Here is a 15,199-nt window from a genome sequence, read left to right on the forward strand (position 1 = left end):
AGGCTGCTCAGGAGCCGTCGGCGGAACCGAGGGCGGGCGGGGTGGGCGCCCCACCCTCCACCACCGAGCCGAGGGTGCCTTCCCAGACCTTCGCCCAGGTGCCGTCAGCCTGGATCTTCTTCAGCCAGTTGTTGACGAACTCCTTGAACTGCACGTCCTCCTTGTTGAGGCCGATGCCGTACGCCTCGGTGGTGAACGGCTCGCCCACCACCTTCATCCCCGGGTTCGCCTTGGCGCCCGAGGCGAGCAGCGTGAAGTCCTGCACGTACGCGTCGCCGCGCTTCTGCAGCAGCGCCTGCAACGCCTGCGGGTCGGTGCCGAAGGCGATCTGCTTCGAGCCGGGCGCGGCGGAGGGCAGCGCGGTGACGGCGGGGGTGTTCGCCCCGACGATCACGGTCTTGCCGGCGAGGTCCTTCACGCTCTTGATCGAGGTGTCGTCCTTGCGGACCCCGACGGCGAGGCCGGAGGTGAGGTACGGCCCGGCGAAGGCGACCTGGGTGGCCCGCTGCGGGGTGATCGTGTACGTCTGGAAGACCGCGTCCACCGACTTGGCCTGGAGCATGGCCTCCCGGGTCTGGGTGCCGATGGTCGTCGTCTTCACCTCGGGCTTGCCGATGATGTACTTCGCCAGCAACTTCGCCATGTCGGCGTCGAAGCCCTCGATGGTGCCGCTGACCGGGTTCTGCTGGGCGAGCAGTGGCGCGTCCAGAGATCCGCCGATGTTCAGGTAGCCGCGCTTGCGGATCGCCTCCATCGTCGAACCGGCCGGGATGTCCGCGTCGGTGGCCACCGGGGCGGCGTCGTACACCGATTGGGCGACCACGCCGTCGCCGCCCAGGCCGGGGTTGCCGGGCAACGTCGGAGCGCTGCCGCCGCTGTCGCCGCCGCAGCCGGCGGCGGCGAGGGCCACCGCCACAGCGGTGGCGGTGAGGGCGAGCGACCGCCGCCCGGTGAAGCTCATCTTGAGGATTGACATGACACCCTCCCGTTGGGGGCTAGTGCTGGAGGATCTTGGATAGGAAGTCGCGGGCCCGCTCGGTGCGCGGGGCTGCGAAGAAGTCGTCGGGTGCGCCGGATTCGACGATCCGGCCGTCGTCCATGAAGACCACCCGGTCGGCGGCGCGACGGGCGAAGCCCATCTCGTGGGTCACCACGATCATGGTCATCCCCTCGGCGGCGAGGGAGACCATCACGTCGAGCACCTCGTTGACCATTTCCGGGTCGAGGGCCGAGGTCGGCTCGTCGAAGAGCAGCACCTTCGGTTGCATCGCCAGGGCTCTGGCGATCGCGGCCCGCTGCTGCTGCCCGCCGGAGAGTTGGGCCGGGTGGTGGTCTGCCTTGTCGGCGATACCGACGCGCTCCAACAGGGCCATCGCCTGCTGCCGCGCCTCGGGTCGGGGGATCCGGCGGACCCGGGTGGGGCCGAGGGTGATGTTGTCCAGCACCGTCTTGTGGCCGAAGAGGTTGAAGGACTGGAAGACCATGCCGACATCGGCGCGCAGCCGGGCCAGCGCGCGGCCCTCGGCGGGCAGCGGCTCACCGTCGATCTCGACGCTGCCCTGCCCGGCGGTCTCCAGGCGGTTGAGGCAGCGGCACAGTGTCGACTTGCCGGAGCCGGAGGGCCCCACCACGACGACCACCTCGCCGGCGGCCACCGTGAGGTCGATGTCCTTGAGCACGTGCAGCGGACCGAACCACTTGTTCAGGCCGCGTACCGACACCATCGGTCGGTCCGCATCCGTCGTCTTCGGTGCCACCAGACGGGCCTCACTTCCTTCGACTACAAAACTAAGTCAGCTTCATATCGAACCAACAGCGCCATCTAAAGGTAGCCAGGAAACTAAGTCAACCGGTTGCTTGAACAAACTCCGGGTGCTAAGAAGCTGACGTGACGATTGACGACGCGCCACGCGATGCCCTCCGGGGCGGCCCCCGGGAGCTACTGCGCTGGGTGGCCACCGGTGCGGCCGTCAGTCGGGCCGACCTGTCCCGCCTCTCCGGGCTCTCCCCGTCGACGGTCTCCCAGCGGGTCGAGGCGTTGATCAGCCAGGGGCTGCTGGAGGAGGCCGGCGCCGGGCGGTCCCGGGGTGGCCGGCGACCCCGCCAACTCGCGGTGCCCACCGGCGGCGCCGTGGTCGGCGCCATCGACCTCGGCGCGCATCACGCCCGCGTCGGTGCGCTGGACCTCTCCGGGCGGGTGGTCCAGGCCCGCACCCTGCCGGTCCGCATCGAGGACGGCCCGGAGGCGGTGCTCGGCGCGCTACTCGCCGAGGTCGCCACGCTGGTGGGCAGCGCCCCGGCGACCGGCGGCTCGGCGTCAGGTGCGCTCCGTGGCATCGGCATCGGGATTCCCGGTCCGGTGCAGCACTCCACCGGGCGGATAGTCAGCCCGTCGCGGATGCCCGGCTGGAACGGCTTCGACGTCGCCGCGTTCTGCGCCGACCGGGTCGACGTGCCGGTCATCGTGGACAACGACGCCAACCTGATGGCGCTCGGCGCGCACCGCACCGCGCATTCCGAGTTGGACCACGCTGTCTACATCAAGGCTGGCACCGGAATCGGCTCCGGGGTGATCTCCAGTGGACGGTTGCACCGGGGCGCGCAGGGCTCGGCCGGGGACATCAGCCACTGCCGGGTGGTGGCCGATCCCGCGCCACCGTGCACCTGTGGCAACGCCGGTTGCCTGGAGGCGGTGGCCAGCGGCGCCGCACTGGTCACCGCGCTGCGGGAGCAGGGTGTGCCGGTCTCCGACCTGACCGGTGTGATCCGCCTGATCGACGACGGTGACCGGCAGGCCACCGCCCTCGCCCGGCAGGCCGGTCGCGCAGTCGGCGAGATCCTGGCCGTGGTGGTCAACTTCTTCAACCCGCAGGTGGTGGCCATCGGTGGTCGGCTCGCCGACTGCGAGCCGCTGCTGGCCAGCATGCGGGCCACCCTCTACGAACGGTGCCTCCCGCTGGCCACCCAGACCCTGCTCATCGAACGGGTCGCCGCCGGCCAGGACGTCGGCATCACCGGTGCCGCCCACCTGGTGATCGACCACGTCGTAGCGTCCGCCTGATCTCGCTCAAAGCAACCGCAGTGGTCACCTAGGGTTATCTTCTTCTGTGTAGCATGCCGGATCTATCCGATTTTACGCGTGCGTCGACACCAATCATCCTGACAGTTTCCTTACAGGCAGTCACGTAGCCTTCCGATGTTCCTCACTCACCCGTGACTGCCCCAGGAGGTTTCGACGTGCGGATCAACGGACGGCTGCTCGTGCCGATCTCGTTGGCAGTGGTGCTGGCAACCGCCGCCTGTGGCCTGTCGGCACCGGCGTCCGGGCAGGCCGAAGTCCCACGCTCCGGCCCGAGTACGCACAGCTCAGCTCCGAGCCCCAAGGACACACCGACCTCCAGCCCGACTCCGGAGATCCCGACCGACGCGCAGATCCCCACCAGGGCCGCCGGCACCTTCACCACCGCCACCGGCAACGGTCGCGTGATCGGCAAGGGCAAGAAGCGGGTGCGCTACAGCGTCTCGGTGGAGAAGGGCATCGCCTGGGGTGACATCCCCGCCTGGAAGCCGGACCGGTTCGCCGCGAGCATCGACCAGGTGCTGGCCGCACCGAACGGGTGGGCCACGTCCGCACAGCACCCGGTCACCAACGCCGCGGTGAACCTGACCCGGGCGTCGTGGTCCTTCCAGCGGGTCGGCACCTCTAAGGTCGACGTCGACGTGCGGCTCGCGACACCGAGGACAGTGGACAGACTCTGCGGCGCTAGTGGCGTCGACACCGAGGGCGTCTACTCCTGCAAGTACGGCAAGACCATCATGATCAACCTGCGGCGTTGGCTCCAGGGCTCACCGGGATACCCGGTCAGCATCGACGAGTACCACGCCGGCGTGATCAATCACGAGTTCGGCCACTTCCTCGGCTTCGCCCACATGAAGTGCGGCGGTCGCGGCAAGCCGGCCCCGGTCATGATGACCCAGACGATGGGCCTGGGCGGGTGCGTGCCCAACGTCAGCCCGTTCGTCGGCAACGGGCAGTTCGTCAGCGGACCGTGGGCGCCGTCCTGACCTGGTGATCCGGACTTGATGGCCTGCGGTCCACCGAATTGGACGGTTTCCGTGGGGTCGCACGGTCGAGAATGGGTACCGTGGTCGATGTCCTTCCGGCCGTGCTGGGTCTGCGGCGAAGGCGCTCTTTCCTCCCGGCCCCTGACCGGGGAATCACAGGCCAGCCGTCAGACAAAGAGGCCTTTTGTAGGATATCTGACAGAGCTGAGAGTGGAGGTATTTGGATATTCGCTGGACCGAGTTCAAGAATTGCCTGAACGGCTGACATTGGTCTGGTCAGACCGGGTGCTTTATAAGCTGCCTCGTCGTGTGGTTCCAGCCCGGCCGGAGGACTAATCTCCAAGGGTGCCTATGGCACTGTGCAAAGCGCTTTGCTTCTTTGCGCAGCAGCGCCAGTCAAGACCCGGGAGACACCACTCGATGACGGCACCCAACGAGCCTCACCAGAATCAGCTCCCCGCCGGCCAGCCGCCGATGCCACCGACGGCTCAGTTCTCGCAGGTGCCCGCCGGGCAGTTCCCGCCGCCCCCATTAGGTCAGTCTCCGCCGCCGCCCGGCCAGTTCCCGCCGCCGCCCGCCCCAAAGAAGCGTGCATCCTGGCTACTTCCCACTCTCATCGGGGTCGGCGCGTTCGTGGTGCTGTGCTGTGGTGGCGCCATGGTGGTCAGTCTTACCGCTGATGACAAGAAGGTTGACGCCGCCGCCGTTAGCAGTGGCGCACCCGCCGCCACGAACAGCGTTGCCGCGAGCGCAGCGCCACCGGCAGACGAGGCGGTCGCACCCACGCCGGCCAAGACTTCGGCGGCTCCCGCAGAGACGAAGCCCAAGGTAGCCGGCATCGGCGACAAGGTGCGCGGCGGTGATTTCGAATTCACCGTCAAGAGCGTGAAGTGTGGGATCGCGAAGGTAGGCAGCGAGTTCCTCAACACCAAGGCGCAGGGCACGTTCTGCAGAGTCAGCGTGACGGTCAAAAACGTTACTAAGAAGGCGCACAGCTTCCACGCCGACGGCAGTATTTCCGCGCAGGACGGGAGTGGCCGGAAATACGAGGTCGACGGCGAGGCCGGGATCTACGGCAATGATGACGGGCAGGGATTCCTCGATGAGATCAATCCGGGCAACTCGGTGACCGCGAACGTGTTCTTCGACGTTCCGAAGGGCACCAAGCTCAAAACGATCACCCTGGACGCCGGGCTGTTCACCCTCGCCGAGGACGCCGTCGTCGCACTCTGACCGCCGCCAAGCCTCCCGGCGATGATGCCCAGACCAGTGTCACGATGCGCTCTCAACGCCCGACACGTCCACCGAAGTTCTCGACCGGCCGTCGCACCTGGTCCGCCTGAGTGAAGAGCGAGGCCCCCGGCAAGCGCTGGGGGCCTCGTCGTTAGGGCAGGTGTTGGGTAGTGATAACCGCAAGTCAGCGTGCGCCGGGTTACGTCTGAGGAGTCACCTGACGAAGGCTCAACGTGAGCGCGCTCGCTGCTCACAGGTTAGTGGCGGTGGGTTCCCCGAACGAAGCTTGCCCAGGCGGTGGGGGAGAAGGTGAGGGCCGGTCCGTGCGGGTCTTTGCTGTCGCGTACGGCGACGATGCCGAGCAGGTTGTCGGCAACCTCGACGCACTCACCGCCATTGCCCGCGCTGCGGGTGCTCTTGCGCCAGGAAGCGCCCGTCAGGTCAACCATGGTGAACCTCCCCGATGATCTTGTTGATCAGTTGGAACGATTGTCCCTCATCGAGGGCGAGTGACAGCAGGCTCGACCAGACCTTCTCATAGGTCGCGAACTCATTGGGACGGTCGAGGTAGAGAGCGCCCGTGATCGCCTCGCTGTAGACCAACGGCGGCTCAGGCATGCTTCGGTTGCCGATCGGAAAATCAAGAAGCACGAACTCGCCAGCAACGGTCCCGTGGTGGGGCCCCGCGATCAGGGGTAACACGCGAATCGAGATGTTCGGCAGGCGGGTCAACCGAAGTAGGTTGTGGAGTTGATCCACCACGGTCTCGGGGCCGCCTACCGGCCGAAGGAGCACCGACTCGCAGAGCACCACCTGCACCTGCGGAGCCCGTGGCAGGCGGCGGGTCAGCAGGGACTGTCGTTGTAGCCGAAGCTCGACCGCTCGCTCCCGGTCATCGTCGCTCATGTCCGGCTGGTCGATGCGGTAGATGCCCCGGGCATAGTCGCGGCTTTGAAGGATGCCAGGCACAAGACTGTTCTTGTAGAAGCGGAGCTTCGACGCGGCGGATTCGAGGCCGACGTACAGCTCGAACCATTCCGGGACGGCATCGCCGTACGCGTGCCACCAGCCCTTCGCCTTCGTCTCGCCGGCCAGGGAGATGAGCGCCCGGGTCAGCTCGCCCGTCGCCCCGTACAGCTCGCACATCGCTCGGACGTCGACGCCGCGCACCGAGCCGAGCCCGCTCTCGATCCGCCACACCTTCTGCCGGCTGCACTCCAGCGCTTCGGCGACCGCGTCGAGGGTCGCTCCCGCCTCGGTGCGCAGGTCACGCAGTGCCCTGCCGAGCTGGCGTCGGGGCACCGTCGAGCCCATGTCATCGGCCACCCGGCTCTCCTTCCTGTTGAGTTTTGCAACATCCCGACAGCCGTTCTGCAACACCGGAATGTTGCCCATAAATAGCGGAACAGTGTGAGTCGACATTCATTGCGATGGTGCCTCCGACCTTACAAGATTGGTCCGACATCAGCGATGGACGCGCAATTGCCGCGCCGGTGATCGTCGATCAAATATGAGGAAGGGTGGTGCTGCTTCGTGCGCGCATTTCTCCGTCATCTCCGGGCCGAGCCACCCCGGCCGGCGCCCTATCGGGCGGCCAACTACGTACCCCTGAAGCCCTGGCAGGTCCGCGGGCGCCGGTTCACCCGCCGTGGCCGGCGTGGCGTGGACGCCGTGGAGGTCGCCGAGTTCCTCGACCGCGTCGCCCACGATCTGGCCGAGGTGTACGCGGCGCTGGGCAGCAGCCGGCGGGAGACCGAGCGGATCAAGGATGCGCTGAGGTGCTGGCAGTCACGGCGGGCCCGCGAGGACCTGGCGGCCCGCCGATGAGCGCCCGCTGGGTGGCGCACCTGCCGTTCACCGCCGCCGGCCTGCCGGCCGCCCAACACTTTGCCGGCACCCTGGCCCGCTCCCTGACCTTCCTCACCGAAGTGGACGCCGGTGAGACCACCGTGTCGGCCGAGGACGCGCAGGGCGTACGCCATCGGGTCTTCTGCGACCTGCCGCTCGACGGCGGTCGGCGGTGCGTGCGGCGGGTGGAACACGACGGTGACTGCGCGGCCCGGCGGTGTCGGTGACCGCCGCGCCCGTCGTCGTCTGCCCGGACTGCGACGGGATGACCTTCACGCTGGAGCCTTGCCGGTGCACCACCTACGGTGACCGGTTCCTCGCCGACGCCGACGCGCTCGGGCCGCGCCGGGAGGCGTACCGGAGCTGCGAGCAGTGTCGCGGCGCGGGCAGCGTCGCGTACCCCTGTTATCGCTGCGGCCGGCGCGGCCGGCGGCGGGCGCAGCTCGTGGTCACCGTCGCCAACCTGGACACCGGCGCTGTCGCGTCCCACCAGGTCGTGCCCGGCGGCCTCGACCCCCACCGCGACCCGGCGGGCCACTGGGTGGTCGACCTTCCTTCCCGGGTACGCGAACTCGCCGCCACCGTCGGCGCGGTCCTGGATGAGGCCGACGCGCCTTCGCTGTGGCTGGACCGGCAGTGGCGGCCCGACCTGCCCGCAGCGCTGCGGCACGAGTTGGAGGCCCACGCCATCCTGCGGGCCGATCACGCCCCCTGGCGGCTGGTGCTGGGCCGATCCACCGCCCCGGCGACCGTCGACCCGGCCGCACGGCTGGCCCGGCTGTGCGCGCTGGCCGACCTGCTGCTGCTCGACCTGGTCGTCGAGGCCCGCCGGCAGGGCGCGGGGTTCTGCTGGGCCATCCGGCACGAGGTGCCCGGCTCCCCGGTGCCGCTCGGGTCGCCCGGCTGGTGCCGGGACCTGCCGGAGGTGTTGGCCTGCACCGACGTGGCCAGGGCGCTCAGCGGGCTTGCCGAGCGCGGCCTGGCCGCTCCCGCCCGGCTGCTTCGCCCCGACTCGCCGCGCCCACCCGCCGCCCCGGCCGTGGACGTCGACCAACTCGAACGCCGGGTCCTCGCTGACTGCGTCGGCCTGGACGGGGGCGAGTTGCCTGGCGCACAGGCCCTGTGGCGCAACGGCCGCTGGTGGCACACGACTCTGCGCGCCGGCGAGCCAGTGGAGACCCTCGCGGAGCAGCCCACCGGCCAGGTCGTCCGCCGCGTGCTGGTGCCGGTCAGCCGCGGCTACGAACCGCCCGACCCGCCCTGGCTGGGTGAACCCGTCGACTGGCGGCAGTGCCCGGACTGCCGACCACACAGCCGGCTACGCGCCTGCGACTGCCGGCTCGGCGGTCGCGCCGCCGACCCCGACTGCCCGCACTGCTGCGGCGCCGGCCTGCGCCCATCCGCGCTGCACTGCTTCACCTGCGGCGACACCCAGCGCCTGCATCAGACCGTGCTGGTCACCGTCACCGACCTGCGGCACCGGGTGGTGCACCTGGCCTGGCAGGCCGGTACGCCCGAGGTTGCCCCGCTGGTCGCCACCCAACCGGGCGGCAGGCCCGTCGTCCAGCTTCCGGACCGTTACCGGCTGGGCTCCTGGGCGGCCGTGCTCGGCGCGCGGCCCGACGACCTGGCCGACGCCGACGGCGGGCAGCAGATCGGCAAGGACCTCCGCGACGGCTACGTCACACTGCCCTGGGCCGGGGCCGACCCGGTCGGGGAGCACGTCCGCAGCGCAGGGCGGGGTACTCCGGCCGGCCGTCTGATCGTGGTGGCGACGCCTCCCGACGCGCCGCCGCTGGCCGAGCTGCTGCGGCTCGCCCTCGGCCTCGACCTGGCCCTCGTGGTGGCCGTTTGCGACCTGCGGCACAACGCCGCAGACCCACTGCTGGCCGACGGACTGCGCTGGTCGGTCGAGGTGAAGCCGCTTGACGCACCTGTCCGCCCCGACGACTTCCCCTACCGGCCGAGCCTGGCCGCCGCGCTCTCCTGGTGCGTCGAGTGCCTGACCGACGCCGTAGCCGGGGCCGCCCCAACCGACCCGACGGTGTCCATCCCGGTGCCCGGCTCGGGGCCGTGGGACGTCGCCGATCCCGAGCCGGAACTGCTACGCCTGGCGGCCCAGCACGCCGGGAGGGTGGTCACCGTTCGCTTCACCCGCGCCGGCTGCACCGCGCACCGACACGACGGCGACGGCGTACGCCTCCTCGCCGAAGCCCCCGACCTGCGCGATCTTCGGTTGACCTGAGGGTCGAGGGAACATATGTTCGATCACGTGGGGCGATCTGAGGTGCGCCGGGCTTCTCTGCCGGCTCCGCGTGGCCGGCGGGCCGGGCGACCGGGAGTTGCCTCTACGATCAGGGGCATGGACCGGGTGACGGTGGAGCGGGCTGCGCTGATCGCGCTGCTGCGGCAGCCAGACCTCGGCTGGTCTGATGCCGTGCACGACATTCAAGAGGTCGGCACCGCCCTGGCAGTCCTGCGCCGGGTCGTCGGGCAGACCGACACGCTCTTTCCCGACACCCGCTCCGTCGACTCGCTGATCGAGGCCGCGGCCGGCGACCTCGCGGGCTGGCGGGCCGAGGGCATCACTGTGCGGGCCTTCTTCGACGACGACTACCCCGCCCAGTTGCGTGACATCCGCGAGATGCCGCCAGTGCTCTTCGCCCGAGGTGAGTCGCGTCCCGACGCTCGGGCCATCGCGGTGGTCGGCAGCCGCGAAGCGAGCGATCGAGGCGTCGAGATCGCCAGCTCGGTCTCAGAATCACTTGCCCGCCGTGGTGTGACGGTAGTCAGCGGTCTGGCGAAGGGGATCGACACCGCGGCCCACCAGGCGGCACTCGCGGCGGGGGGCCGCACCGTCGCGGTCATCGGCACCGGAATCCGTCACCACTACCCGACGGTCAACCGCGCGCTCCAGGAGCACATCGCAGAGGTCGGATTGGTGCTCAGCCAGTTCTGGCCCGATGCCGCCCCGACAAAGCAGAGCTTCCCAATGCGAAACGCGGTGATGAGCGGCTACGCCGCTGCCACCGTGGTCATCGAAGCCGGCGAACGCAGTGGAGCCCGGATCCAGGCACGGCTCGCTCTTCAGCACGGTCGGCCCGTGGTGCTCACCAGTCAGGTGATGCGGCACGACTGGGCACGCGCCTTCGCCGCCCGGCCCGGCGTCCACGTCGCGCACGGGACCATGGACCTGGTGGAGGCGGTCGACGCCATTCTCGACCGTTCACCGGCCGCGGCCGAGTTGGAGGGCTTTCCTGATTTCGCCAGCCTCTGACCCGTGGGCAAGGGTCCGGGAGTACGTGGAAACCCAGCGGAACTTCCTTCGAAATCCCCTGCCCACTCTTCCCTGGATCTGCCCGACGTGTCGCGGTGTCCGCACTCCCGGGTTCGACTACTGCTACCCCTGTCAGGAACACCAGACGACGTCTGGTGGCCTGCTCGCCGACGTGGTCGCTCCAATCGCTTACTCGCCGCGTACCGGTCAGCATCACCACCATCTGCGCTTGTACAAGTCCACACCGGGGTCGGCCCAGGCTAGGTGGAATCTGCTCGCACTGCTGTTGCTGTTCCTGCAGCGGCACCTCGACTGCGTCGCTGATCGGATGCGCGGTGCGCCGACCCACGTGGTGGTCGTGCCGAGCACCCGGGGCCAGGCTCATCCGCACCCCCTGCAGGATCTGATCGGCGACCGTCTTGGACTGCCGTGGCTCACGGCGCTGTCCAATCCCCGCCACGGATCTGAGACGCGGACGTTCCAGCGCGACTGGTTCACGGTCCAGCTTCCGGTCGAGAGCGTCAACGTTCGGCCGCTGGTCCTGGACGACACCTGGACGACCGGTTCCCGGGCGCAGTCGCTGGCGTACGCGTTGAAGAGCGCTGGCGCGTCGTCGGTGGCGGTCGTGGTGCTCGGGCGGCACATCAGGCCGGAGCATGCGGCATCCCGACCGCTGCTGAAGGCGATCGAGGATCCGATGTTCGACCCGGCTAAGTGCGCTGTAGAACGATGAGCGTGGGTCCGTTCGGAATCAGATTTTTTGTGCGGGCTGCCCCTGCCCCTAGACGGCACTGCCCGGCGGGCGCCTCTCCGCGCCGGCCGGGCAGCAATCCAGTTCTGGTCAGCTGTCGGCGGTCAGGCCCTTGAGCATCTCGGCGAAGTCGGCGGTCTCCGCTGGCGGCGGGGTCTCGACGGTCACGGCCTTGCCGTAGTCGGTGTAGTCGATCACCATGTCGCCCATCTTGCCCATGACCATGCCCGCCCGACGCGGCCGATACTGCTCGTCGACCCACAGGTCGATCTTCAGCTCCTTGACGCCCTGCGTGGCCAGCGTCTCCTCCGTGGCGTCGCGGCGCATGGCGTCGATCTGCTTGAGGTAGGTCGCCACGGGAGTGGTGACGGTGTAGTGCACCGTTGGCACCCCATCCACCGTCTCCTGGCCGACCACCGTCGTGCCCTCGATGGCGAGCAGCGTCTTGACCTGCTTGACCGGGTCCATGTCCTCGAGCTGCTTGCTGAAGCCTGTGCCTGCCATCTCGCTCAGACCGGTCAGGTCCATCTTCATCCAACGCTTTCCGCCCGTAGCCGTGCGGCCCTCCGCTGGAATCTCGGTGAAGATCACGGCACCGATCATCCGGACGGTCGTGGCACCCTTGCTGTTGGTCATCTTCATCTCGGCCTTGAGCGGGTCACCCAGGTCCAGGAAACCCTGCATCGAGATCTTCTCGCCGCCCATCGTGCCCGTCATCGTCACTGTCACCGACTCGGTCTTGTCGGTCGCCTCGGCCGCCTTCAGCAGCGACCCCTTGAGATCACTGGCCAGCAACTCCAGGACGCTGGGCTGCTTCGGCGCCTCGGAGGCTCCGGACGTCACACCGCAGGCGGAGACGGCGAGCGCGGTGAGCGTCGAGACCGCCACCAGAGCCGGCTTCTTCCAAAATGACACGTACACGCCTTCCCCCGTAGGAATCTGGGACGATCCCCAGTAGACCGACGACACGCTAGCCCACCTGATCGATTCGGGGGCACCGCGTTTTGCCGATTCGCCCAGTGGGTCCTCGTCGTGCGCTGATCGCCACGCGATCGTTGCTGTCGGGGTATCCGGGTCGATGGGATACCCCGACAGCGGAGCGTCGAGTGCGTCGGTCCGGTCAGCTACCGGTGGTCAGACCTTTGATGCCCTTGGGCAGTTCGGCGAGGTCGGCGATCTCCGCCAGCGGCGGCGTCTCGACGGGCACTGCGTCGCCGTAGTCGGTGTAGTCGGTCACCAGGTGGCCGTACGCGCCCATGTCTAGGCCCGCCCGACGGGGTCGGTACTGCTCGTCGACCCACAGGTCGACGGTGACTTCCCGGACGCCCCACGTGGTCATCTGCTTCTTGACGCCTGCCCGCAGCTTGGCATCGAGTTGGCCCAGGTAGGTCGCCACGGGGGTGGTGACGGTGTAGTGGACAGCGACCACCCCGTTCGCCGTCTCCTGCCCGACCACCCTCGTGCCCTCGGTGGCGAGCAGCCTCTTGACCTGCCTGGTCGGATCGACGTCGTCGAACTGCCTGGTCAGATCCAGCCCAGCCTGGTCGCCGTCGGTGGTCGGGTCAAGCCTCAACCAGCGCTTGCCGCCCATGCTCGCGCGGCTCTCCGCCGGCATCTCGACGTAGAAGACCGCGCCGATCATCCGGACGGTGTTCATGGTGCCCCTGGAGTTCGCCATCGTCATCTCGGCCTTGACCGGGTCGCCAGGGTCCAGGACGCCCTGCATCGAGATCTTCTCGTCGCCCGCGGTGCCCAGCATCATCAGCGTCACCGAATCGGCCCTGTCGGTGACCTCGGCCGTCTTCTGCAGCGCCCCCTTGGGATCGCTGGTGAGCAACTCCAGGGCGCTGGGCTGTTTCGGCGTCTCGGACGACCCGGATGCCACGTCGCAGGCCGAGACAGCGAACACGGTGAGCGCCGACACCGCTGTCACCGCGGTCCTTTTCCAGAGCGACACGCGCGTGCCTCTTCCCCGTAGGACCCTGGGGCGATTCCCAGTGGACCGACGACACGCTAGCCCACATGGTCGATTCGGGGGCACCGCGTTCTCGCCGATCCACCCCTGATCGAGACGCGATCGTTGCTGTCGGGGTATCCGGGTCGACGGGATACCCCGACAGCAACGGATGTCGGCCGTACGGGTGGGAACGGCTGGTTACTCCGGGACGCGGCGGTATGCGCCGTCGCTGGCCGAGGTGGCCATCGAGGCGTACGCGCGCAGCGCCGCCGACACCGGCCGCTGCCGATCGGTCGGGGTGTACGGCTTGTCGCGCTTCTCTTCGGCCACCCGTCGTGCCTCCAGATCCTCGGCGGGCACGTTCAGCTCGATCGACCGGCCCGGGATGTCGATGACGACCTCGTCGCCGTCGCGGACCAGGGCGATCAGCCCGCCGGAGGCCGCCTCGGGGGAGACGTGCCCGATGGAGAGCCCGGAGGTGCCGCCGGAGAAACGGCCGTCGGTGAGCAGCGCACAGGAGCGGCCCAGCCCGCGCCCCTTGAGGAACGAGGTGGGGTAGAGCATCTCCTGCATGCCGGGGCCGCCCTTGGGCCCCTCGTAGCGGATCACCACGACGTCCCCGGCGACCACCTGCTTGGCGAGGATCGCGGTCACCGCGTCGTCCTGCGACTCGTAGACCTTCGCCGGGCCACGGAAGGTCAGGCAGTCGTCGGGCACGCCGGCGGTCTTCACCACGCTGCCCTCGGGTGCCAGGTTGCCGTGCAGGATGGCCAGCCCGCCGTCGGCGGAGTAGGCGTGCTCGCGGTCCCGGATGCAGCCGCCGGCCGCGTCGGTGTCCAGCGACGACCACCGGTTGGTGGTGGAGAACGGCTCGACGGTACGCACCCCACCGGGAGCCGCGTGGAACAGCTCGACCGCCGTCGGCGTCGGCGAGCCACCGCGCACGTCCCAGTCGGTCAGCCACTGTGCCAGCGAGGGGGAGTGCACGGCCCACACGTCCCGGTTGAGCTGCCCGGCCCGGTCCAGTTCGCCGAGGATCGCCGGGATGCCGCCGGCCCGGTGCACGTCCTCCATGTGGTAGTTCGGCGAGTTCGGCGCGACCTTGGCCAGGCACGGCACCCGCCGGGAGATCGCGTCGATGTCGGTGACGCCGAAGTCCATCTCCGCCTCGCGGGCGGCGGCGAGCAGGTGCAGCACCGTGTTGGTGGAGCCGCCCATCGCCACGTCCAGGGCGACAGCGTTCTCGAAGGCGGCCTTGGAGGCGACCGTACGCGGCAGCACCGAGTCGTCGTCGCCGTCGTACCACCGCTTGGAGATCTCCACGATGGTCCGGCCGGCCTCGACGAAGAGCGACCGGCGGGCGGCGTGGGTGGCCAGCGTGGAACCGTTGCCGGGCAGCGCGAGCCCGATCGCCTCGGTGAGGCAGTTCATCGAGTTGGCGGTGAACATGCCGGAGCAGGAGCCGCAGGTCGGGCAGGCGGAGCGTTCGATCTCACCGAGCTGCTCGTCGGTGACCGCCTCGTTCGAGGAGGCGATCATCGCGTCGATCAGGTCGATCTTGCTGTGCACGACGCCCTCGATCGCCATCGTCTTGCCGGCCTCCATCGGGCCGCCGGAGACGAAGACGGTCGGGATGTTGAGCCGCAACGCGGCCAGCAGCATCCCGGGGGTGATCTTGTCGCAGTTGGAGATGCAGACCAGGGCGTCCGCGCAGTGCGCGTTGACCATGTATTCGACCGCGTCGGCGATCAGCTCACGGCTGGGCAGCGAGTAGAGCATGCCGCCGTGGCCCATCGCGATGCCGTCGTCGACAGCGATGGTGTTGAACTCCCGGCCCACCCCACCGGCCTCGGCGACCGCGTCGGCGACCAGGCCACCCATGTCCTTGAGGTGTACGTGACCAGGCACGAACTGGGTGAAACTGTTGGCGATGGCGACGATCGGCTTGCCGAAATCGTCGTCGGTCATCCCGGTGGCCCGCCAGAGGGCCCGGGCGCCGGCCATCGTCCGACCGTGTGTGGAAGTCCTCGACCGCAGCTCAGGCATGCATACCAGCATGACACCGTCG

Annotated in this window: 15 protein-coding genes; 8 read left to right on the plus strand and 7 right to left on the minus strand. The window is 69.0% G+C overall.

Annotated features, from left to right (window positions below; translation table 11 throughout):
- Window positions 1-7: 7 nt before the first annotated feature.
- Window positions 8-976 (minus strand): glutamate ABC transporter substrate-binding protein, encoded by a 969-nt coding sequence (locus tag ABZ794_RS19620; protein ID WP_210781093.1) that lies wholly within the window; start codon window positions 974-976, stop codon window positions 8-10.
- A gap of 19 nt (window positions 977-995) precedes the next feature.
- Window positions 996-1,724, minus strand: a complete 729-nt coding sequence (locus ABZ794_RS19625; protein ID WP_210781094.1) for an amino acid ABC transporter ATP-binding protein — start codon at window positions 1,722-1,724, stop codon at window positions 996-998.
- A 164-nt stretch (window positions 1,725-1,888) separates the two neighbouring features.
- On the opposite strand from ABZ794_RS19625, the gene ABZ794_RS19630 reads away from it, so the two are divergent.
- The 3 genes from ABZ794_RS19630 (at window position 1,889) to ABZ794_RS19640 (ending at window position 5,298) form a co-directional block, all read left to right on the plus strand.
- Window positions 1,889-3,061 (plus strand): ROK family transcriptional regulator, encoded by a 1,173-nt coding sequence (locus tag ABZ794_RS19630; RefSeq protein ID WP_210781095.1) that lies wholly within the window; start codon window positions 1,889-1,891, stop codon window positions 3,059-3,061.
- 176 nt (window positions 3,062-3,237) lie between these two features.
- On the plus strand, window positions 3,238-4,065 hold the full coding sequence (locus ABZ794_RS19635) for a DUF3152 domain-containing protein (protein ID WP_210781097.1): 828 nt from the start codon (window positions 3,238-3,240) through the stop codon (window positions 4,063-4,065).
- Window positions 4,066-4,485: 420 nt separating this feature from the next.
- Window positions 4,486-5,298: a DUF4352 domain-containing protein gene (locus tag ABZ794_RS19640; RefSeq protein WP_210781098.1), complete on the plus strand. Its 813-nt coding sequence runs from the start codon at window positions 4,486-4,488 to the stop codon at window positions 5,296-5,298.
- 257 nt (window positions 5,299-5,555) lie between these two features.
- On the opposite strand, the gene ABZ794_RS19645 is transcribed toward ABZ794_RS19640, so the two are convergent.
- The gene (locus ABZ794_RS19645) at window positions 5,556-5,747 is read right to left on the minus strand and encodes a DUF397 domain-containing protein (protein WP_210781099.1); all 192 of its coding nucleotides are present in this window, start codon (window positions 5,745-5,747) and stop codon (window positions 5,556-5,558) included.
- Window positions 5,740-6,624, minus strand: coding sequence for a helix-turn-helix transcriptional regulator (locus ABZ794_RS19650; RefSeq protein ID WP_210781100.1), 885 nt, complete (start codon window positions 6,622-6,624; stop codon window positions 5,740-5,742). The genes ABZ794_RS19645 and ABZ794_RS19650 overlap by 8 nt, the downstream gene beginning before the upstream one ends.
- Before the next feature lie 207 nt (window positions 6,625-6,831).
- Between ABZ794_RS19650 and ABZ794_RS19655 the strand changes: the two genes are divergently transcribed.
- The 5 genes from ABZ794_RS19655 (at window position 6,832) to ABZ794_RS19675 (ending at window position 11,156) form a co-directional block, all read left to right on the plus strand.
- Entirely contained in the window at window positions 6,832-7,125 is a 294-nt protein-coding gene (locus tag ABZ794_RS19655; protein ID WP_210781101.1) for a DivIVA domain-containing protein, read from the plus strand.
- Window positions 7,122-7,373, plus strand: coding sequence for a hypothetical protein (locus tag ABZ794_RS19660; RefSeq protein WP_210781102.1), 252 nt, complete (start codon window positions 7,122-7,124; stop codon window positions 7,371-7,373). The genes ABZ794_RS19655 and ABZ794_RS19660 overlap by 4 nt, the downstream gene beginning before the upstream one ends.
- Window positions 7,370-9,391, plus strand: coding sequence for a hypothetical protein (locus ABZ794_RS19665; protein WP_210781103.1), 2,022 nt, complete (start codon window positions 7,370-7,372; stop codon window positions 9,389-9,391). Before ABZ794_RS19660 ends, ABZ794_RS19665 begins: the two co-directional genes overlap by 4 nt.
- 117 nt (window positions 9,392-9,508) lie before the next feature.
- On the plus strand, window positions 9,509-10,423 hold the full coding sequence (locus ABZ794_RS19670; RefSeq protein WP_210781104.1) for a DNA-processing protein DprA: 915 nt from the start codon (window positions 9,509-9,511) through the stop codon (window positions 10,421-10,423).
- A gap of 229 nt (window positions 10,424-10,652) precedes the next feature.
- Window positions 10,653-11,156, plus strand: coding sequence for a phosphoribosyltransferase (locus ABZ794_RS19675; RefSeq protein WP_357516794.1), 504 nt, complete (start codon window positions 10,653-10,655; stop codon window positions 11,154-11,156).
- A 108-nt stretch (window positions 11,157-11,264) separates the two neighbouring features.
- Here ABZ794_RS19675 and ABZ794_RS19680 read toward each other — a convergent pair whose 3' ends face one another.
- The 3 genes from ABZ794_RS19680 to ilvD all read right to left on the minus strand — a co-directional run bounded on the left by ABZ794_RS19680 (window position 11,265) and on the right by ilvD (window position 15,177).
- Complete coding sequence (locus tag ABZ794_RS19680) at window positions 11,265-12,089, minus strand: hypothetical protein (protein ID WP_210781105.1); 825 nt, start codon at window positions 12,087-12,089, stop codon at window positions 11,265-11,267.
- A 205-nt stretch (window positions 12,090-12,294) separates the two neighbouring features.
- A complete protein-coding gene (locus ABZ794_RS19685; protein ID WP_210781106.1) occupies window positions 12,295-13,107 on the minus strand; it encodes a hypothetical protein in 813 nt (270 codons plus the stop codon).
- 222 nt (window positions 13,108-13,329) lie between these two features.
- Window positions 13,330-15,177 (minus strand): dihydroxy-acid dehydratase, encoded by a 1,848-nt coding sequence (gene ilvD, locus ABZ794_RS19690; protein ID WP_357516796.1) that lies wholly within the window; start codon window positions 15,175-15,177, stop codon window positions 13,330-13,332.
- Window positions 15,178-15,199: the final 22 nt, after the last annotated feature.

The organism is Micromonospora sp. NPDC047187, from assembly GCF_040643355.1.
Taxonomy (GTDB): Bacteria; Actinomycetota; Actinomycetes; order Mycobacteriales; family Micromonosporaceae; genus Micromonospora; species Micromonospora salmantinae.